The following is a 20,430-nucleotide window of genomic DNA, read 5'->3' on the forward strand; positions in this document are numbered from 1 at the left end:
GTAAGATAACATTTTGATAAATCTAACAAAGGCTCTAATTAATCTAACGAGCCTACATTGCGCCGGTTTTAAATTGACTACAATGAAATTAAAAAAGTTCAAACGCTTTCTTGCCATAGCTACATTGGCCCTTTTATCTTATCAAGATGCCTTTTCCCAATGTTTTCAAATCGAGAGTATCTTGGTAGATGCTTGCGGCGTGCAGGAAGGACTGAATGAAATGGTACGATTTAAAGTAGGCAACGCCGACATAAATACTAGCAACCTAACCGTGTCTTGGCCAAACAATCCCTGGCAAGGTCTTATTAGAAATGCAACGACAGCTTCAAAAGTAGCAACCCTTAATGCCGATATTCTAGATGCTGGAGGTTGCGGCCAATTAATCGAACCGACTGGAGGCGTATTGCCTGCTAATGCGAACGTCATTTTGGTCACAAGCCATACTTTCGATACCGAACTCAACTCTTTCGGGGCTTTGACCGACAACATTTATATCATCTTTCAGAACAATCCCTCGACAGCCTCTGGGCATTTTGCCAATTCAGGAACCGGGATACGAACCTTGACCATCTCGTTCGGATCTTGTTCTGATACCGTTTCTTACGACCGTGCCCTGCTTATCGATACCAATGGAGCCACTGTTGCAGCAGACGGAGCTATCGTGCAATACAATCCGGCAGGAACGCCTACATACATCAACAATGGGTGTTCTGCTCCTGTCCAGCCCTTTACTGTCAATGCCGGACCCGCTACCCTAACTGCTTGTGCCGGGACTACTATCTCCTTAAATGGAATTGCACAAGGACACCAATCTGTAAGATGGTCTGCACCAAGCGGTACTTTTTCGACACCGAACAATCTGGCCACAACATATACTTCAAGCGCTTCACAAGCCGGAAGCGTTGTCACAATTACCCTGACAGCCATAAACAGTTGCGGATTGGAAATAACCGATACCATCAACTTAACATTGACGAATAGTGTCACGCCGAACTTTCCTACCACGCTTTCTCTTTGCAGAGGAAATACGGCTCCTGTCTTGAATACTACTTCTCCGAATGGAATCACGGGAACATGGAATCCGGCCGTAATCAACAATACAGCCAACGGAAGCTATGTCTTTACGCCAAACACCGGACAGTGCGCAGCTGGTGTAACATTAAACGTGACAGTAACCAACAGCATCACGCCGAACTTCCCTACAACGCTTTCTTTATGTACGGGAAATACAGCACCGACTTTAAATACGACTTCCCCGAATGGAATTACAGGAACATGGAATCCAGCCGTTATCAGCAATACAGCCAACGGAAGCTATGTCTTTACGCCAAATCCTGGGCAATGTGCTACCAACGTAACATTAAATGTCACGGTATCTAACAGCATCACGCCCAACTTTCCGACAACGCTTTCTTTATGTTCAGGAAGTACGGCTCCATTATTAAACACGACGTCTCCCAACGGAATTACAGGAACATGGAATCCGGCCGTAATCAGCAATACCGCTAACGGAAGCTATGTCTTTACGCCAAATGCAGGACAGTGCGCTACAAGCATAACATTAAACGTGACGGTAAGCAACAGCATCACGCCCAACTTTCCGACTACCCTATCTTTATGTAACGGAAGCACGGCACCTTTATTAAACACGACTTCCCCGAACGGAATCACAGGAACCTGGAGTCCAGCCGTGATAAGTAATACGACAAACGGAAGCTATGTCTTTACGCCAAACACCGGACAGTGTGCTACAAGCGTAACGCTAAACGTGACGGTAAGCAACAGCATTACTCCGAACTTTCCGACTACGCTTTCACTATGCTCAGGAGGAACTGTTCCGACATTAAATACGACTTCTCCAAACGGAATTACAGGAACATGGAGTCCGGCCGTAATCAGCAATACGGCTAACGGAAATTATGTCTTTACGCCAAATGCAGGACAATGTGCCACAAGCGTGACGCTGAACGTGACGGTAAGCAACAGCATTACGCCAAACTTTCCGACGACACTTTCTTTATGTACGGGAAATACAGCACCGACTTTAAATACGACTTCTCCGAACGGAATTACAGGAACTTGGAATCCGGCCGTAATTAACAATACGACCAGCGGAAGCTATGTATTTACGCCGAATGCAGGGCAGTGCGCCGCAAGCGTAACATTAATCGTAACCGTAGCCAGCAGCATTACGCCAAATTTCCCAACAAGCTTGACGGTTTGTACGGGAAGTACCGCTCCGATATTGAATACTACTTCTCCAAACGGAATCACAGGAACCTGGAATCCAGCCGTAGTAAGCAATACCACAAGCAGAAGCTATGTCTTTACGCCAAATGCAGGACAATGCGCAACAAGCTTGACACTCAATGTAACAGTTACCAATAGTATTACTCCAAATTTTGCAACGACACTTTCTTTGTGCTCAGGCAGTACTGCGCCAATATTAAATACAACTTCTCCAAACGGAATCACAGGAACATGGAATCCAGCCGTAATAAACACTACTGCAGGCGGAAGCTACGTATTTACGCCGAATGCTGGACAATGCGCAACAAGCATGACATTGAATGTAACAATTACAAATAGCATCACTCCTGATTTTGTAACCACATTGGCTTTGTGCAATGGAGATGCGGCACCGACCCTGAATACAACTTCTCCAAATGGAGTTACAGGTACTTGGAATCCAGCCACAATCAGCAATACAACGAGCGGAAGCTATGTCTTTACACCGAACGCAGGGCAATGTGCTCCGAGCATCACTTTAAACGTGACGGTTGGCAATGTAAATTTTGAAATCAATAACGAATGCCAAAATGGAGATTATGTCATCACGGTAGTTCCTGTCGCAGGTTCTTTTGATAGCAACGAAGCAGATTACCATTGGACGAATAGCCAAGGCGGTATAGTAGGAACCGATTCCTATTTAAATATTACCGATCTGTTGAATACTAATCCAGTTGAAGAAGAATTTCCGATAACCTACTACGTACGTGTCACTACACCGCAAGGCTGCACCTTAACGAAAGAAAGAATCGTGTATGGCACTTTCTGTTCGATTCCAAAAGGCATATCCCCTAATAATGATTCTAGAAATGACGAATTCGACCTTAGCGGATTGGGAGTAAAAGAACTTACCATTTTTAACCGATACGGCGTAAAAGTATACGGCTATAAGAATTATACCAACCAATGGAAAGGACAATCTGACCAAGGAAACGAATTGCCAGATGCTACGTATTACTATGTAATCAGCAAGAGCGACGGACAAACCTTAACCGGATGGGTTTACATCAATAGATAAAAACATAAGCAACTGTTTATTAAACATTTAATAAAGAAAACCTAATCCCTTCAAAGTAGAATAAACATTACTTTTCGTAGGTTTTGAAATAATGCTAATCTCCCACAACTATGTCAAAAAACCTTAGTACTTCTGTCAAAAAAAATACATTTTTGTTCCTTACTCTATTTTTTTTGATGGCCGGATCGAAAGCCTCGGCTCAAATCTATTACCATAATTTTGGCACGACTGCTATCACGGCACATCCTTATACGGTAGCTCCAACGACTTTAAATACGCGTTTATCGGGTTCTTCGTGGAGCAACAGCTTAAATACATGGACAAGTACAACTGGAGCTACAGGAGAAGCAATCCGCCTTACTACCGCTACTGCCGCAACAATTACGCTTACGTTTAATGTGGCCGCCAACTTTCAGGCAGAAATCACTTCTTTTGATTTTTGGAGGGTGAGAAGTAATTTTGGTCCGCAAAACTGGTCGATGACCATCAATGGAATTAATGCCGGAAGCGGTACCATCGGGACTACAGGCGCTGCACTCGGAACTACCAATGTTGCCAATACAATTTCGGGACTCACAGGGACCGTGACCGTAGTTATTTCGCTTAGCGGCGCTACAGGAAACGGTACATTCCGTTTGGATGATTTTACCTTAAACGGAAGCGTGACTTCCAACTGTGCGGCTCCTACGATAACCTCTTTTTCGCCTACATCAGGTCCGCAGAATACCATAGTTACCATAAACGGAAACGGATTTTTAGCAGGTACAGGAACTTCCGCAGTAAAATTTAACGGCATCGACGCAACTAGTTTTACTGTTGTTTCCAATACGGTCATCAAGGCCTATGTTCCTGCAGGAAACGCCACAGGCAACATCAGCATTACGACCAACGGATGCGAAGGATTTTCATCGACCGGTTTTACTAAGCTGGAAACGAGCAGTGTCGGGAATTATTCAAGCGATATCTATATTTCCGAACTGCATGATGCACAAGCTGGAGATGGCGGTGTCATAGAAATATATAATGGAACCGCATCCACAGTCAATCTAACTGGGTATACCATACGAAGGTATGGCGATATTGGCGGTGCGACTTTTTATACAATTGTACTTAGTGGTTCTATTCCTCCAGGAGGGATTTTCTTAATCGGAATTGGAACAGGCGTAATTCCGTGTAGCATTACTTCCAACCAGACTTATCCAACAGGATTTAATGCAAATGATGAATTCGAATTGATTAAAAACGGTGTGGTTATCGACAACGTACATGCTCCAAATAATGTGGGCTATTCCGTTATTAGAAACCCAAATGCTGTCGCTCCTAAAGTTGTTTTTAATGGTAGCGATTGGAATACTCAAACTTCTGAAAGCTGCGCCAATATCGGAATCCACAATGTAAGCAACCCTACGCCTCCAACATTGACAAATCCAACAAGCAGGGTTATTTGCGAGAACAATTCGGTTACTTATACCGCTACTCTTGCCAACAGTACAGGCTTTACTTTTCAATGGAAAAGGCTTGATGCATCAGGAAACTGGGTCAATATTACCAATGGAGCGCCTTATTCGGGAGCTACTACGAATACGCTTACCATCAATCCGACACCTTTAACTTTTGATGACAATCAATATTATTGTCAAGTTACCTCTACGCAACATACCTTGATCAGTCATGCGGCACAATTAGAAGTAAATCCATCCACAGTTCCTGACTTTGCTACAGCACTTTCTTTCTGTAATGGAGGAACCGTTCCTGCCTTAAGTACTACCTCTCCTAATGGCATTACAGGAACCTGGAGTCCTGCTACGATAAGCAATACTGCAAGCGGAAGCTACGTCTTTACGCCAACTGCAGGATTATGTTCCCCAAGCGTCACATTAAACGTAACAATAAGCAACAGCATCGTGCCCGATTTCGCGACAACGCTGACCTTCTGTAATGGAGAAACAGTGCCTGCACTCCAAGCCACTTCTCCAAACGGAATCACTGGAACATGGAGTCCAGCCACGATCAGTAACACGGCTAGCGGAAGCTACGTATTCACGCCAAATGCAGGACAGTGCGCCACACCTATGACGCTGAATGTAACGATAAACAACAATATCCTACCTGATTTTCCAACTACACTAGCGTTATGCAACGGAGGTACGGTTCCTACATTAAACACGACTTCCCCTAATGGAATCACAGGAACATGGGCACCAGCAGCTATAAATAACACCGCTAGCGGAAGCTATGTCTTTACGCCAAACGCTGGACAATGTGCTACAAATATGACGCTGAATGTAACGGTTAATAGCCCTATTACGCCCGATTTCCCTACAATATTGGCTTTCTGCAACGGAGCAACCGTGCCGACACTCCAAGCTACTTCTCCAAACGGAATCACGGGAACTTGGAGTCCTGCCGCGATCAGCAACACGGCTAGCGGAAGCTACGTATTTACTCCGAATACCGGACAATGCGCCACGCCAATGACATTGAACGTCACGATTACCAATAACATCACGCCAGACTTCCCTACAGCATTATCCTTCTGCAACGGAGCAACAGTACCGACACTCCAAGCCACTTCTCCAAACGGAATTACCGGAATTTGGAGCCCTGCCACGATCAGCAACACGGCTAGCGGAAGCTACATCTTTACGCCGAATACGGGACAGTGTGCTACAGCCATGACGCTGAACGTGACCATAAACAACAATATCACGCCAGATTTCCCTATAACACTGGCTTTCTGCAACGGAGCAACCGTACCGACACTACAGGCTACCTCTCCAAACGGAATCACGGGAACTTGGAGTCCTGCCACGATCAGCAACACGGCTAGCGGAAGCTATGTTTTTACTCCTAATACGGGACAGTGTGCTACAGCCATGACACTGAACGTAACCATAAACAACAATATCACGCCAGATTTCCCTACAGCATTGGCTTTCTGTAACGGAGCAACAGTACCGACGCTTCAGGCTACTTCTCCAAACGGAATTACAGGAACTTGGAGTCCAGCCACGATAAGCAACACAGCCAGCGGAAGCTACGTATTTACGCCGAATGCGGGACAGTGTGCTACAGCCATGACGCTGAACGTGACCATAAGCAATAACATCACGCCGGACTTCCCTACAACACTGGCTTTTTGTAACGGAGCAACAGTACCAGCACTCCAAGCGACTTCTCCAAACGGAATTACGGGAACTTGGAGTCCAGCCATGATAAGCAACACCGCAAGCGGAAGCTACGTATTTACGCCGAATACGGGACAATGTGCTACAGCCATGACGCTGAACGTCACGATTAACAATAATATCACGCCGGACTTCCCTACAACGCTGGCTTTTTGTAACGGAGCAACAGTACCAGCACTCCAAGCGACTTCTCCAAACGGAATTACGGGAACTTGGAGTCCTGCCACGATCAGCAACACGGCTAGCGGAAGCTACCTATTTACGCCGAATACGGGACAATGTGCTACAGCCATGACGCTGAACGTCACGATTAACAATAATATAACGCCGGACTTCCCTACTGTATTAGCTTTCTGTAACGGAGCAACGGTACCGACACTTCAAGCTACTTCTCCAAATGGAATTACGGGAACTTGGAGCCCTGCCACGATCAGCAACGCAGCCAGCGGAAGCTACGTATTTACGCCAAATGCAGGACAGTGTGCTACAGCCATGACGCTGAACGTGACGATAAACAATAATATCACGCCGGATTTCTCTACGGTATTGGCTTTCTGTAATGGGGAAACAGTTCCAGCGCTTCAAGCCACTTCTCCAAACGGAATTACGGGAACTTGGAGCCCTGCCACGATCAGCAACACAGCTAACGGGAGCTACGTATTTACGCCGAATGCAGGACAATGTGCTACAGCTATGACGCTAAATGTGACCATAAATAACAACATAGTACCCGATTTTGCTACAGCAATGACTTTTTGCAGCGGAGACGGAATTCCGATATTAAATACGACTTCTCCGAACGGAATCACGGGTTCGTGGAATCCTGCCACAATCAGCAATACGGCTAGCGGAAGTTATGTCTTTACGCCAAGTGCCGGACAATGTGCTACAGCTATTACGCTGAATGTAACTATAAACAACCAAACTGTACCTGACTTTGCAACAACAATGACGCTTTGCAACGGAAGTACGGCACCTGCTTTGATTGCAACTTCTCCAAACGGAATTACAGGAACTTGGAGTCCTGCCACGATCAGCAACACTGCAAGCGGAAGCTATGTGTTTACGCCAAATGCGGGACAGTGCGCTACAGGTGCGACCTTAAACGTAACTGTAACGAACAGCATCACGCCGAATTTTGCAACGGCCTTGAACTTATGTTCTGGAGCAACGGCACCTGCATTGAGCACAACTTCTCCAAACGGAATCACGGGAACTTGGAGTCCTGCTACAATCAGCAACACCGTAAGCGGAAGTTATGTCTTTACGCCAAATGCAGGACAGTGTGCTGTAAATGTTACTTTGAATGTCACCATTAACGGAAACACGGTGCCTGACTTCCCTACTTCTCTTGCTTTCTGTAATGGCGAAACGGTGCCAGCACTTTTGGCAACTTCGCCAAACGGAATTACGGGAACTTGGAGTCCTGCTACGATAAGCAATACGGCAAGCGGCAATTATGTCTTTACGCCAAATGCGGGACAGTGTGCTACAAGCATTACTTTAAGGGTAACTATTAATAGTAGAGTTGTTCCTAATTTTGCGACGGTAATGACTTTTTGCAACGGAGGTACAGTACCTGCCTTAAATACGACTTCGCCTAACGGAATCACAGGAACTTGGACTCCTGTCACGATAAGCAATACAGCTAACGGAACGTATGTCTTTACGCCAAATACAGGCCAGTGTGCTACAAACGCAACATTGAATGTGACTATCAATCCTACTATCGTTCCTGATTTTGCAACGTCATTGGCTTTTTGCAGTGGTGAAACGGTACCGGCACTTCAGGCGACTTCCCCTAACGGAATAAGCGGTACTTGGAGTCCTGCCGCAATCAGCAATACGGCTAGCGGAAGTTATGTCTTTACACCAAACGCTGGACAGTGTGCCACACCTACAACCCTGAATGTTACGATTAACAATAGCGCAGTATTACCAGCTATAAATGGTCCTATTTCGGTATGTATTACGAATACGATACAGCTGACACATACGACTCCGGGCGGCACTTGGTCAAGCAACAATACGAATGCGGCTACGGTAGATGCTGCCGGAAATGTTACGGGAGTGAATGCCGGAACAGCGGTAATAACCTATTCTGTAGGCAACGGCAATTGTACTTCTATCGTCAGAAAAACGATTATCGTGTATCTGCCACCGAGTCCAGTACTTAAGGATGATTTTATTTGTTTGGATAACCAAACGGGGGCTGTCCTTTCAACGGTAACGTTGTACAGCCACATTCCTAATGCTAATCATACGTTTGTGTGGACACGAAATAATGTGGTATTGCCAACGACAACCAATACGCATATTGCTACCGAGCCTGGAAACTATCAGGTGGTTGTTACTAATTTAAATACGGGCTGTACGGCTTCGGCTTCGGCTACCGTGGGTACTTCTTCTCTTGCGATAGCTACTGCTACCGTAGGCAGGGATTTTGACAAAAACCAAATCATTACGGTAAATGTTACAGGAGGCTCTGGCCAGTATGAATTCCAGTTGAATGGAGGCACTCCGCAGCAAAGCAATCAGTTTACGAATATCTATGAGGGGGAATATGAAATTACGGTAAAAGATACGCAGGGATGTGGTGAAATCACATTAACGGTCTATGCTTTGAATTATCCGTATTATTTTACGCCTAATGCAGATGGTTATAATGATACTTGGAATGTTGATGGTCTCGCCAACCAGCCAGAGGCTATGATTTATATTTTTGACCGCTACGGAAAGCTCATCAAGCAGATTTTCCCTTCATCGGCGGGATGGGACGGAACGTATAACGGCCATGCGCTACCTGCTACGGATTATTGGTTTAAGCTATTGTACAAAAGCAGAGATGGCGTGGCTAAGGAGTTCAAGGCGCATTTTGCCTTAAAGCGATAGTGTTTGCTTATTATTTCAACAAAATACCACAATCATGAATTTCATCAAACCTAAAAGGTACGAGGATGTAGTTTACAATTTAGACCACGTGTATAAAATCGAGAAGCTTATTGACGAGTATGAGTTTCATTTTAATAACGGAAGGGTTGTGAGCGTGAAGTCGTCGTTAGTGAGCAATAAAATCAAAAAATTATTCAATACGAAATATAAAAAGAAAAATCTTACAGAATCTAAAAAAACTTCTGAAAGTTCGAAGTAAGTTTCCTCAACTTGTACAAAATCGTCTAAATACTGCTATTTTGTAACGATTTTTAGCTCGGTAATTTGAAAAAGAGCAAATTTTAAAGTAAGTTTGTATAGCCCTAATCTATTACTTAAAATTACAAAAAATCCCTTCTACCACGAGGGTGAACGTTATGGAATACAATAAAACAAATACCCTGAGCGATGAAGTCTCGGTGGTAAAGAAAATCATGCGTAAATTTAAGGTTTATGCAGAGCGCTATTATAAATACCCCTTTCCTGAAGAACCTTTTTTTAAAGAAATTGCGGAAAAGTGCATCAGCGATGCTTTTGGCGCGAACCATAACGAATCATTTACGAAAGCAAAGATCAAAGAGCTTTGGGGATTCGTGAAAAAACAGGCTTTAAATTATATCCTTAATGTGGAAGCGGAATTGGAAAAAGAGTTTCCTAATCAGGGACAGATTAGTTTTTATGCTTTTAAGCTGAACTGCAATCCTGATGTCATCAGGGATAGGGTCACGGCTTTTAAGTCGCAGTTTACGGACATGGAGGATTTTATTTCTCGATAGTTGTATGTATTATTTCTTATTATAAAAAAAGCTCCTAAAGGGAGCTTTTTTGTTTTTATTGCGGTGTATTATTGTTTTATAAATTTTGCCGAAGTGTTTTCTTTCTCTCCTTTCAGCCTTAGAATGTAGGTTCCTTTTGCGAGCTGGGATACGTCGATTTCTCCAGTGGTGGTGTTTTTCTTTTCGTAGACTTTTTTTCCTTGTTCGTCTAGAATGATAATGTGGCTCCAGAACTTGGCTTCTTTTAGGTGGAGCGTATCTTTTACGGGATTGGGAAAAGGGGCGTCTTCTTTTGCGGCTGTCTTGCTGGACAGGGCGGTACTGAGTTCTTGAATGGAAAAATCGGCAAAGAGGACTTCTTCATCTCTTAATTGTTCGGGACTGAGAAGGCTTCGGTAGATGCCCCATTTGGGACGGATGCCGTTGGCATTGTCTCTCCACATCCTGATGTTGTTGTTGGAATAGTTGAGCAATACGGAGTTATCGCTTATTTTTTTTAGCGTGATGGCGTATTTGCCGTTTTCGGCATAGGTAATGGTTTCTGTGGCTTCTACCCACACTCCTTTGAACAGCGAGAGATTGGCAGACGCCATCTGTACGGAGGTAATGCTGTCGGAATGCATGACTTGGAGCTTTGGGGAGCTTCCGCCGCGGGTAATGAGTGAAACGACAGGAATGTCTTCGTGTGGACCGCCATAGGCTTTTATCTGGTGAATGTGCGTGAATTTATTGGAGGCTTGAAAGGCGGCATCGAGCTTGAATTTCCATTTGTAAACGACTGTCTCGCCCAAAGTACCGATAAGGTTGTCTGGCGATTGGTTGTAGGTCTTGATTTCGTTGCGCTGCCTGTCGAACTTAATGCAGCGGTCGTTGTCGTGCGAGACATGGATGTGGAACTTAAAGACGTATTTGTTGAGCTGGGCGTCCCAAACTTCTTCTATGTGCCGGCCAAAGCTGGAATGGGCACAGTCTGGTGCTTCTACTACATCATAGCCGGGTGCCAATACGCTATTGATGAGCTCATAGGTGTTGCCGGGACCGTCTGCAGACAGCGTGACTTGTGCCAAGGAAACCTGACTTAGCAGCAGCAGTGTGTATTTTATTAGTTTCATACTGGATGCAAATTACGTATTCGGTTTTTTGTTTTTTGTTTTTTAGGGAAAATATGTTTTATTACTTATTTCATCTCTAAAGGTGTAAAATCAGTTTCTAAAACTGTAAAAGCTTCTTCTGAAAGTATAAAATGAATTTCTAAAGCTATAAAAAGAACTTCTTAAACTGTAAAAATAGTTTCTAAAGGCATGAAATGAATTTCTAAAGACGTGAAACTAGTTTCTAAAGGCGTGAAAAGAGTTTATAAAGGTGTGAAAAGAATTTCTAAAGGCGCGAAAATAGTTTCTAAAGACCTGAAAAGAGCTTCTAAAGGCATGAAAATAGTTTCTAAACCTATGAAAAGAACTTCTAAAGGCTGTTAGCCTCTTTTTTATTTTTTATGGTTCTTAAAGGTTTCTACGGATAGCTGTGCGGCTTTTTGGATGGCATCGTAATCGAAGCTGCCGTCGTTGTTTTTTACGAAGAGCTGCGAGCCGAGTCCGACGCAATGGGCTCCGGCATCCAACCATTGCTTGAGGTTTTCTGCTGTGGGCTGTACGCCTCCTGTGGGCATGATGCTTGACCATGGGCAGGGTGCTTTTACGGCTTTTATGAATTCGGGACCTCCTACTTGCTGTGCTGGAAAAATCTTTACGATATCGGCGCCGAGGGTTTCGGAATAGCTGATTTCGGTGAGCGACCCGCATCCGGGCATCCATGGTATTTTTCTGCGGTTGCAGGTGGCTGCCATTTCTGCATTGACGATTGGCGATACTACGAAATTGGCACCGAGCTGGATGTATAGCGAGGTGGTGCCGGCGTCGACTACGGAGCCGATGCCGAGGATCATTTCGGGCAGGCTAGCTTGGGCATAGGCGAGCAATTCTTCGAAGACTTTGTGGGCTGCGTCGCCTCGGTTGGTGAATTCGAAAATGCGGACGCCGCCGTCGTATACGGCTTTTAGGATTTTTTTGCAGGTGGCGGCGTCTTGGTGGTAAAAGACGGGCACGATGCCGTTTTGGCTGATGGTGTTGAGCACTTGCAGTTTTGAAAATCTTGCCATGGTTTATCGTATTAGTCTTCCTGAGGTGTTGCCTCGGGCAATTTGGTTAATCTCATTGAAGTCGGCCAAGTTGGCATCGCCTTCGATGGTGTGTTTTATGGCGCAGGCGGCATTGGCAAAGGCAAGGGTTTCTTTTTCGGAATAGTTGTTCAGTTCTCCAAAAATGACTCCTGCTGCAAAGGCATCGCCTGTCCCGATGCGGTCTACGATGTGGGTAATTTCGATGGGCTCGCAGGAGAACAGGTTTTTTCCGTTCCACATACGGGCTTCGATTTGGTGCCAAGAGGCGTTTTTTCCGGTTCGGGTCTTGTCGTAAATGGTCTTTATTTTTGGGAATTCTGCTTTGAGGGCAATGCTTCCTTTTTTGAAATCTTCGTCGGAAAGGGAGAAATCGGTTCCTAAGAGCTCGTTGAATTGTTCGGCTCCTCCGATAAAAACGTCGGAAAGGGCTACGAGTCCTTTGAGGGCGTCTTCTGCTTTTCTTCCGTATTTCCAGAGTCCGGTTCTATAGGCTGGGTCGCAGGAAACGGTAACCTTCATTTCTTTGGCAATCATCAGGGCTTCTTTTAGGGCCAGGAAATTGTTTTCGGAGTGTGCTGGCGTGATTCCTGTCCAGTGAAACCAGTCGGCATTTTTGAAAATAGCGGCCCATGGAATGGAATTGGGTTCTAGGGCGCGAAAGGCGGAATGGTTTCGGTTGTAGGAGATGACTCCTGAGCGCACGACTGCTCCGGGTTCTACAAAATAGAGCCCGAGGGGTTCTTCTCCTTTTTGTACATAGGAGGTGTCGACACCGTTGCTTTTTAGGTTGGAAAGGGCGGCGTTTCCGAGGAAATCGTCGGAGACACGGCTAACGTGCATCGTCTGGCAGCCTAGTATGGAGAGGGAGACCGAAACGTTGGTTTCGGTTCCTCCATAGTAGATTTCCAGCTGATTGGTTTGTGCCATTTTCTTGAATCCTGGCGGCGTTAGCCTTGCGAGTATTTCACCAAATGTGACTACTTTTTTCATTGTCGTGTATTAGCTGAATGCGAGGCCTCCGTTAATATCAATATTGTTTCCTGTCAGGAATGAGGATTCGTCTGATGCGAGGTAGGCTACTAAATCGGCTACTTCTGAGGCTTTTCCTTCTCTTCTCAACGGGGTTCCGTTGGCTACGTTAACGCGTACTTCTGGTTTTGTAAAGGTGTCGTGGAAGGCCGTGGCAATCATTCCTGGGCAGAGTGCATTAACGCGGATGCCTTGTGGTCCGAATTCTTTTGCGAGTCCTCTGGTATAGGTCATCACGGCTCCTTTTGCTGAGGCGTAAAGGGAAGCTCCTGGCCCTCCTCCATCGCGTCCGGCTTGAGAGGCGAAGTTAATGATGGATGCTCCTGCTTTCATCAAAGGCTTGAAGGCTTTTGTAACTAGGAAAACTGATTTGAAATTTACGTTGATCATGGTGTCAAAGAAATCGACATCCATTTCTTCAATGGTCTTGCGGGCAATAAGTCCTCCGGCTACGTTCACCAATACGTGAACTTCTTCTCCGAATGCTTTTTTTGTCTCGCTTACGAGCAGATCGATATCGGCTTGCTGGGTCATATCGCCTTGAACGATGATGGCCTTGCCTCCTACTTCTTCAATCAGCTTTAAGGTGGTATCGCCGTCTTCTTGGCTCATATAATAGTTGACCACTACATTGGCTCCTTCTTTTGCCAACTTAATAGCTACTTCTCTTCCAATGTCTCTTGCTCCTCCTGTTACTACGGCTGTTTTTCCTTTTAATTTCATTGTAATTCTATTTAATATTTGGTTTTAATTCTATGTGTTTACTGGTCTTATTTTTTTTATCAGTGCGAATATCGAGAGTACGCCCAGCGGCACGAAGGCGGCTATGATGATAAAGGCTGGCGTATAGGATGTTTTGGTGATGACGGGGATGAGGAAGTTCATGGTGATGACCGAGATGACTCCGATAGAGCCTCCTAATCCTGCGAGCGTGCCTACTGATTTTTTGTCCATAAGGTCGCTCGGCAGCGTCTGGATGTTGCCGATGGCGAACTGGAAACCGAACAGGACAAAGGAGACGATGATGACGAACTTGGTCGGGGTGTCTCCGAAGAAGATGGTGGCCATGAGCCCTAGGAACATGATGATTCCTGCAATGACGATGGCTTGTTTTCTTCCTTTGTCTACGGATTTGGTCTTGGCGATAATCATTCCGGAGTACCAGCCTCCGGCAAGGCTTCCGAGTGCGGCTCCTACATAGGGAACCCAGGCGAAGAGCCCGATTTGCTTGACGTCAAAGCCGTAGGTTTTTTGCAGGTACAGGGGCATCCAGCCTACGAAAAGCCACCAGATGGGTTCCATGAAGAAACGGCAGATGATGACGCCCCAGCTTTCTTTGTGGGAAAGGATCTGGGTAATAGACATTCCTTTTTTGGCTTCTTCTTCTGGCGTGGCTTCGGCTTTTCCGTCGAGTATATGTCTTTTTTCTTCTTCGGTAATCCAGGGGTGGTCTTTTGGGAGTTTTTTAAAGACGATAAGCCACGGAATAATCCAAAGAAGTCCCATTGCTCCTATGATGATGAAGGTGGTCTTCCATCCGTAGGCTACGAACATGGCGGATATGAAAAGGGGGGCAATTATGGAACCGATGGAGGCTCCGGCGTTGAAGATTCCTTGCGCGATGGCTCTTTCTTGTAGAGGGAACCATTCGGAATTGCTTTTTACGGCTCCGGGCCAGTTTCCTGCTTCGGAGATTCCGAGCGTGATCCTGACGAAGGCTAGCGACAGGAGCCCTTTTACGGCAAAATGAAATAGTGAGGATAGCGACCAGACGAATATGGCAATGACAAAGCCGAGCCGGGTTCCTATTTTGTCAAATAGTTTTCCGGAAACGGACTGTCCGATGGCATAGGAAATCATAAAGAGGTTGAGTATCAATGCGTAATCGGCATCACTCATTCCTAAGTCTTTTCCCATGGCCGGCCACATCAGCGATAAGGCGGAGCGGTCGATGTAATTGATGATGGTTGCAAAACCGATCAGGGTAATGATCCACCATCGTAATCCTTTAATTTTCATAATTTACTTTAAGGGGCTCGTGCAAGCCGGTTATTATTTGACTATCTTGATAGTCTTTGTGTTCTTGTCTGATTGTACATTTACGATATAGGTACCTGTTGCTAGGGCCGACATGTCTATGGCCGCTTCTGTGGCATTGATTTCTTGGTTTAGCAGTTTTTGTCCGAACAGGTTAAAGATGCTTACGGAGTTGATGTTTTCTGCTGCTGTAATGGTAAGCTTGTCTTTTACTGGGTTTGGATAGGCTGCTATTTTATTGATATTGAATTCTTCTGTCCCAAGGGCTGCTTCATAGGTCATTTCTATGTCGTCGATGGCTCCCCAGCCTATGGTTGCAGGGTCGTTCAGGTTGGTTGATCTGAATGTTACTACTAGGTATTGGGTTGTTCCTGCTACAATTGCTGATTCTGGCACTGGTGCTGTTATCTGCGTGTAGGTTGGATAGGCGGCAGCGGTCGATGGAAATTTGTCTGAAAATCGTATTGCTGCTGTTCCGTTTGTCGGCGCTTCGGTCATTAGTGACAGGTATACGTAGTCGTTTGGTCCGGTTGCTGGGTCAATTACGACTACTTCTTGTTTGTATTTGAATTTTACTTGAACGTTTGTTGCTCCTGCGGGAATGGTCACGGGACGGTAGATGTGTACGGTCCTGCTTCCTGCCGTGGTTCCTACGGTTGTCGCGCTGCTTCCTATGAAGGCTCCTCTTGTTCCTGAGAATCCTGCTTGCCCAGTGCCTATCTGCCATTTTCTTGAGCCGTAGGTGTGGTTTAGGAGCGTCCAGCCGTTTCCTTCGAAGGTGTCTGCTGTTTCAAAGCCTCCGTCTCCTGTCGGGCTTACGAGGGTCATTGTTGTCTGCGCATTTCCTTGGAATGCGAATGCTACTAAAAATGCAGCGAATAGGGTAATTTTTTTCATAAATAATAAGTTTAAGAATTAAGTGTCTTGTCGATTAAGTATTGATTTATGACCTACTCCAACGTCTTGCAGCAGGCGGGGGTTATTTTAAAAAGTCTTCTCTGATTGGGCTAAACACGTCGATGAGCATTCCGGCTTCGAGGCAGATGGCTCCGTGCAGGATGTTGGGTTCGATATAGAAGGCGTCTCCGGCTTGGAGGATTTTCTTTTCGTTATTGATGGTTACTTCAAATTTTCCGGATACGACGTACGAGGTCTGCGAGTGGTAGTGTTGGTGGATCGGTCCTATTCCTCCGGTCTCGAAGGCGACCTTGACCATCATGATGCTGACGTCATAGCCTGTGATTTGTCTTTTTACGCCTTCGGAAACGGTTTCCCAAGGGTTTTCGTTTTCTACGTAGAATGCTTCTGTCTTGATATTCATGGTTCTTAGTTTGTGATTAGTGTATAGCTGCCTTTCCACTCTGTGTTTTTTCCGTTGATGGTCATCTTGTGTTTCGTGGCCGGCGTTGTTTCTTTGTTTGCGAATAGTAGCGTGTAGGATTTTTTATTCTTGAACGTGACGAGGACTGCGGTGTAGTTGTCGTCTTGTTTTAGGATTTGGATGGCTTCTACTTTGGAATGGGGGTCTTGTACGGATTCTAGTTTTGGGTCAAAGCTTCCGTGCGGCTCGATGATGCTTACGAAGGTGTAATTTTTCTTGTCGCTGGCTCTTACCATATAGCCGGATTCGTTTCTTAGGTTGAAATTTGGGTCGTTGGCTCCGAGGCGGGTCATCACGATCTTATTGGTGTCGTCTGTGAGCGTTGAGATGGTATAGAACCTGCTGTCGTTAAGCCATGTGAATTTTGAGAGGCTTGGGTTTGCTTTTGCTTCGGCTAGTTTCCATAGGTGCTGGTAGCCGTTTGCTTTTCCTAATGGGGAAAGGGCGGTTACTGCTGGTTCGTATTTGAAATCGGTTTCCATAATCTGCCCGCTGTACATAAAGTTCAGGTCGTATTGGTGGCTTTCTTTTGATTTTAGGGAAAGGATGTCTAGCATGAACGGGGTCTCTGCTTCGATAAGGGCGACCGTGCGCTGCATTTCGACTCCGGCATAGGCATTGCTTTCTACCGCGCTGGCAATTTGGATGGCGGGATTGGAGATATCCGAAAAGATGGTGTGAGGAGCCTGCTTTTCGGCTTCTTTCCAATCGCCATCGTAATGTGATCTTTCATCAACGATTACGGTATTGTGTGCGACAGAGGCTTGGGCCCATGTCTTGTTTTCTTCTAGGTAGCGTCCGCCGCTTTTTGATTCGACATTGAGGAAACGTGCGGCACCGTAGTCTTGCAGGATTTCTTTGTCGTTGTTGTAGAGCAGGATGCCCAGGCGGTCAAAGTGTCCGTGTCCCATGCCTTGTGAGGCGAATTTGAATACGGCGGTGAGCTGTTCGTCTTTTTTCTTTGTGTGCATGCGGAACAGCGCGAGTCCTCCGGATTTGCCTTCGGGTCCGTCGGCAATGATCATCGGATTCTTGACGAATTCTTGTTTTTTCATGTTCTGGATGGCTTCGGCTGATTTGAGTCCGGCTCCAGAGATGGAGATTTCGCCTTGCTGCTGGATTACTGGCAGGATGGCGGTCTCGTTATAGTTTTCGTAGACGATGTTGGTGGCAAAGACGAGTTCTTCTGTCATGAAGTTTTTTTCTTTGAGGGCATCGTTTATCGGAAAGAAGTAGCCGTTGGCGTCTGTGAGCTGCAGTACGGTATTGGTTGCTTTTCTTAGGATCTGGTTTCTGTAGTCGAAAATCTTGAGCTCTGGCTGGTTTCTGTTGATGGCTTCTGCAAAGACCATGAAGGGCTGCAGGGCATATCTTTGGTAATAGGGTCCTTCGGAATAGTAGCCGTCTGGCGAAAAGAGCAGGTCGATTTGTTTGATAAAGCCTGTTTTTTTGTCTTTGGCGGAACCGTATAGGGCTCTTTCGACCATGTCTTTGTCGTTTAGGACATAGCCTGTCATTCCGACTGCGGCTACGGCCCAAGTACCGTGGTTGTGGATTTTGTTGAAGGTGTCTTTGCCGCTTTCGCTTTCGCTCAGGAATGCTGCCATGCTTTTGAAGACGTCTCTTTCGATGGTTTCTCTGTTTTGGGCGCTGATGTTTTCTTTTACGAGGTCATAGGCTTGGATTCCGTGTACGAGCCATACGCAGTCGTTGAGTCCTTGCCAGAAGAGCTTGCCGGAGTTTTGCTCGGCTTTTCTTTTGGGATGCAACGGCAGGCCTGGGTATATTTTGGCGTATTCGAGCAGCATGTCTTCTACGAATTTTGCGTATTTTTTGTCGCCAGTGACTTGGAAGGCGAGTCCGGCATAGTACATTTCTCTGTAGTTTTTCTTGTGCTTTTCGTGTGAATAGCCGCCTCCGTTATCGACAGGGATTGGTACTTCGATTGGTTTTTCTAGGGCTTTGTCGGCACCTTTTTTTACTTTGGAAAAGGATTTTTCTAGGGCTTTGTAATCGCCTAAATGCTGGCTGATATTCTTTGCTTCGGCTTTTGAAAGAAGCAAAAGGGGCGCGTAGTCTTGGGCAAAAGCATTGCCCGACAGTACTGTAAAGAGTACTGTCAGACTGATTGCTTTTATGGTTTTGTATTTCATTCTTGTGTTGTATTAATTAAATGTGCTGGTCAAATCGACTGCTCCTACTCCTGTCAGGACTTCGTCGGTAATGATAAACCAGTCTGCGTTTACTTCTAATGGCACGTTGGCTTGGTTGTCTGTGAGGTAGTTCATTCTTAGGTAGTTTCCGCTTACAAAGTCGGAAGCTGTAACGGTCGGGAACAGGTCTCTCAGGCGGACAGCGACTAGCTTCCACTCGCCTCCTGTGTTGTAATGGACTAGTTTTTTGCTGATGGCGGAGGTGGCGTATAGTCTTAGCGTCGGCGTTGTATTGTTGGTATTGAGCCAGAAATGCAGCACGGGATTGTTGTTGAAGGCTCCGGCATCGAAAGCGGTTTTCCAGGTGGCATTGGTGGCGAATGAGAATCTCATGTAGGCGATACTGCTTCCGTTATCTGTTGGGGAAAGCATTTTTAGGTGGTGGTAGTTGGTGCTGCTTGGAAATGGCGGCTGCGCTACGGTTCCGTTTAATTGGTTTGCGGTAATCTGTGCGGCTTGTCCGGCGGTGATTACTTCCATGCCTTGTGCTTCGAAATTGAAATAGGTTTCTACGTTTCGGTTGATATAGGCAATCGGGTCGCTGGTTACTTCCATCCCGTCGCCGTATACTAGCTTGATGGCGTAGAAGCCTGTCGGCAGTTCGGCTGGGGCGTTAAAAGTGATGCTTGTCGGCGTTACTTCAAAGGTGGTGATCGGCGTGGTTCCGAAAATAATGCCTGTTACTAGGTTCATGTCTGTTCCGCCAATCTGCACGGGATTGTTTTTGATGATGGCTTTTGGGAAACCGGTTACGGCAGGCGTCGGCACGTCGATGGTATAGTTTTCGACTAGGGGTACGGCTACTTCTCCGGAAACGGTATTGTAGCTATAGGTCAGTGCTAACGGGCTTGGTCCTGTGTTTGGGGTCTTGACGATAATGGTCCTGTCGTCTTGGAATTCGATTGTTCCGTTAACGGTACCGAAGGTAACTTTTGTGACTACTTGGAGGTTGTTTCCGCTGATGGTAATGTTTTCGTTTACGACAGACATTGTTGGAAGTTCTGAGGTAATTGTTGGAACGGGATAAGTAATCGTCAGGCTTTCTGCTGAGGAGGCTACTTTATCGGAATCGGTCGTCAGGCGGATGATTCCGTCTACGGCTGAAGCGGGCACTTTGATGATCAGTATTCTTGAGTTTTCACGGGAATAGATCTGGGCTTCGACATCGCCGATGTAGGCTTTTGTGACGAAGTTCAGGTTGGTTCCGGTAATGGTCACCAGGCTTTGGATGGGTGCCGAGGCTGGGGAAAATGATTCGACTGTTGGCTGTGCAGCAAGGATTTCTTCGAATGTCTTGTCTACTTCGGTGTCTGCATCGCAGGATAGGATCACGACTGCAAGCATCATGCAGGCGAATCTGTATATTTTTTCTTGTAGTATGCTTTTCATGTG

At 45.8% G+C, this 20,430-nt stretch carries 14 protein-coding genes; 5 read left to right on the plus strand and 9 right to left on the minus strand.

Going from position 1 to position 20,430, the window contains the following annotated elements; translation table 11 throughout:
• Positions 1–82 precede the first annotated feature (82 nt).
• The 4 genes from CLV94_RS15225 to CLV94_RS15240 all read left to right on the plus strand — a co-directional run bounded on the left by CLV94_RS15225 (position 83) and on the right by CLV94_RS15240 (position 10,202).
• Entirely contained in the window at positions 83–3,307 is a 3,225-nt protein-coding gene (locus tag CLV94_RS15225; RefSeq protein ID WP_121377369.1) for a T9SS type B sorting domain-containing protein, read from the plus strand.
• A 110-nt stretch (positions 3,308–3,417) separates the two neighbouring features.
• Positions 3,418–9,387, plus strand: coding sequence for a T9SS type B sorting domain-containing protein (locus CLV94_RS15230; RefSeq protein WP_121377370.1), 5,970 nt, complete (start codon positions 3,418–3,420; stop codon positions 9,385–9,387).
• Between the two features lie 34 nt (positions 9,388–9,421).
• A complete protein-coding gene (locus tag CLV94_RS15235) occupies positions 9,422–9,646 on the plus strand; it encodes a hypothetical protein (protein WP_121377371.1) in 225 nt (74 codons plus the stop codon).
• A 157-nt stretch (positions 9,647–9,803) separates the two neighbouring features.
• Entirely contained in the window at positions 9,804–10,202 is a 399-nt protein-coding gene (locus CLV94_RS15240; protein WP_121377372.1) for a hypothetical protein, read from the plus strand.
• 68 nt (positions 10,203–10,270) lie between these two features.
• On the opposite strand, the gene CLV94_RS15245 is transcribed toward CLV94_RS15240, so the two are convergent.
• The gene (locus CLV94_RS15245; RefSeq protein ID WP_121377373.1) at positions 10,271–11,314 is read right to left on the minus strand and encodes a T9SS type A sorting domain-containing protein; all 1,044 of its coding nucleotides are present in this window, start codon (positions 11,312–11,314) and stop codon (positions 10,271–10,273) included.
• 210 nt (positions 11,315–11,524) lie between these two features.
• On the opposite strand from CLV94_RS15245, the gene CLV94_RS17075 reads away from it, so the two are divergent.
• Positions 11,525–11,677, plus strand: coding sequence for a hypothetical protein (locus CLV94_RS17075; protein WP_170148815.1), 153 nt, complete (start codon positions 11,525–11,527; stop codon positions 11,675–11,677).
• A gap of 8 nt (positions 11,678–11,685) precedes the next feature.
• Here the strand turns inward: CLV94_RS17075 and CLV94_RS15250 are convergent, their stop codons facing one another.
• From CLV94_RS15250 to CLV94_RS15285, 8 genes are all read right to left on the minus strand, one after another.
• Positions 11,686–12,357: a bifunctional 4-hydroxy-2-oxoglutarate aldolase/2-dehydro-3-deoxy-phosphogluconate aldolase gene (locus CLV94_RS15250; protein ID WP_121377374.1), complete on the minus strand. Its 672-nt coding sequence runs from the start codon at positions 12,355–12,357 to the stop codon at positions 11,686–11,688.
• A gap of 3 nt (positions 12,358–12,360) precedes the next feature.
• A complete protein-coding gene (locus CLV94_RS15255; RefSeq protein WP_121377375.1) occupies positions 12,361–13,368 on the minus strand; it encodes a sugar kinase in 1,008 nt (335 codons plus the stop codon).
• 9 nt (positions 13,369–13,377) lie between these two features.
• On the minus strand, positions 13,378–14,130 hold the full coding sequence (locus CLV94_RS15260; protein ID WP_121377376.1) for an SDR family NAD(P)-dependent oxidoreductase: 753 nt from the start codon (positions 14,128–14,130) through the stop codon (positions 13,378–13,380).
• Positions 14,131–14,160: 30 nt separating this feature from the next.
• Positions 14,161–15,426: an MFS transporter gene (locus CLV94_RS15265; protein WP_121377377.1), complete on the minus strand. Its 1,266-nt coding sequence runs from the start codon at positions 15,424–15,426 to the stop codon at positions 14,161–14,163.
• 33 nt (positions 15,427–15,459) lie between these two features.
• Entirely contained in the window at positions 15,460–16,341 is an 882-nt protein-coding gene (locus CLV94_RS15270) for a T9SS type A sorting domain-containing protein (protein WP_121377378.1), read from the minus strand.
• 82 nt (positions 16,342–16,423) lie between these two features.
• Positions 16,424–16,765 carry a cupin domain-containing protein gene (locus tag CLV94_RS15275; protein ID WP_121377379.1) on the minus strand — a complete coding sequence of 114 codons (342 nt, stop codon included), beginning with the start codon at positions 16,763–16,765 and terminating at the stop codon, positions 16,424–16,426.
• Positions 16,766–16,770: 5 nt separating this feature from the next.
• Positions 16,771–18,978 carry an alginate lyase family protein gene (locus CLV94_RS15280; protein WP_121377380.1) on the minus strand — a complete coding sequence of 736 codons (2,208 nt, stop codon included), beginning with the start codon at positions 18,976–18,978 and terminating at the stop codon, positions 16,771–16,773.
• Between the two features lie 12 nt (positions 18,979–18,990).
• Complete coding sequence (locus CLV94_RS15285; protein WP_121377381.1) at positions 18,991–20,427, minus strand: IPT/TIG domain-containing protein; 1,437 nt, start codon at positions 20,425–20,427, stop codon at positions 18,991–18,993.
• Positions 20,428–20,430 lie beyond the last annotated feature (3 nt).

Origin of the sequence: Flavobacterium endophyticum (assembly GCF_003634455.1) — a bacterium.
GTDB classification, from domain to species: Bacteria; Bacteroidota; Bacteroidia; order Flavobacteriales; family Flavobacteriaceae; genus Flavobacterium; species Flavobacterium endophyticum.

What these genes read in the sequence shown, in the direction of transcription:
- CLV94_RS15255 (WP_121377375.1), bottom strand. Translation starts at nt 13,368, where the DNA reads ATGAAAAAAGTAGTCACATTTGGTGAAATACTCGCAAGGCTAACGCCG.
- CLV94_RS15265 (WP_121377377.1), bottom strand. Translation starts at nt 15,426, where the DNA reads ATGAAAATTAAAGGATTACGATGGTGGATCATTACCCTGATCGGTTTT.
- CLV94_RS15225 (WP_121377369.1), top strand. Translation starts at nt 83, where the DNA reads ATGAAATTAAAAAAGTTCAAACGCTTTCTTGCCATAGCTACATTGGCC.
- CLV94_RS15240 (WP_121377372.1), top strand. Translation starts at nt 9,804, where the DNA reads ATGGAATACAATAAAACAAATACCCTGAGCGATGAAGTCTCGGTGGTA.
- CLV94_RS15230 (WP_121377370.1), top strand. Translation starts at nt 3,418, where the DNA reads ATGTCAAAAAACCTTAGTACTTCTGTCAAAAAAAATACATTTTTGTTC.
- CLV94_RS15250 (WP_121377374.1), bottom strand. Translation starts at nt 12,357, where the DNA reads ATGGCAAGATTTTCAAAACTGCAAGTGCTCAACACCATCAGCCAAAAC.
- CLV94_RS15285 (WP_121377381.1), bottom strand. Translation starts at nt 20,427, where the DNA reads ATGAAAAGCATACTACAAGAAAAAATATACAGATTCGCCTGCATGATG.
- CLV94_RS15235 (WP_121377371.1), top strand. Translation starts at nt 9,422, where the DNA reads ATGAATTTCATCAAACCTAAAAGGTACGAGGATGTAGTTTACAATTTA.
- CLV94_RS15245 (WP_121377373.1), bottom strand. Translation starts at nt 11,314, where the DNA reads ATGAAACTAATAAAATACACACTGCTGCTGCTAAGTCAGGTTTCCTTG.
- CLV94_RS15270 (WP_121377378.1), bottom strand. Translation starts at nt 16,341, where the DNA reads ATGAAAAAAATTACCCTATTCGCTGCATTTTTAGTAGCATTCGCATTC.
- CLV94_RS15275 (WP_121377379.1), bottom strand. Translation starts at nt 16,765, where the DNA reads ATGAATATCAAGACAGAAGCATTCTACGTAGAAAACGAAAACCCTTGG.
- CLV94_RS15260 (WP_121377376.1), bottom strand. Translation starts at nt 14,130, where the DNA reads ATGAAATTAAAAGGAAAAACAGCCGTAGTAACAGGAGGAGCAAGAGAC.
- CLV94_RS15280 (WP_121377380.1), bottom strand. Translation starts at nt 18,978, where the DNA reads ATGAAATACAAAACCATAAAAGCAATCAGTCTGACAGTACTCTTTACA.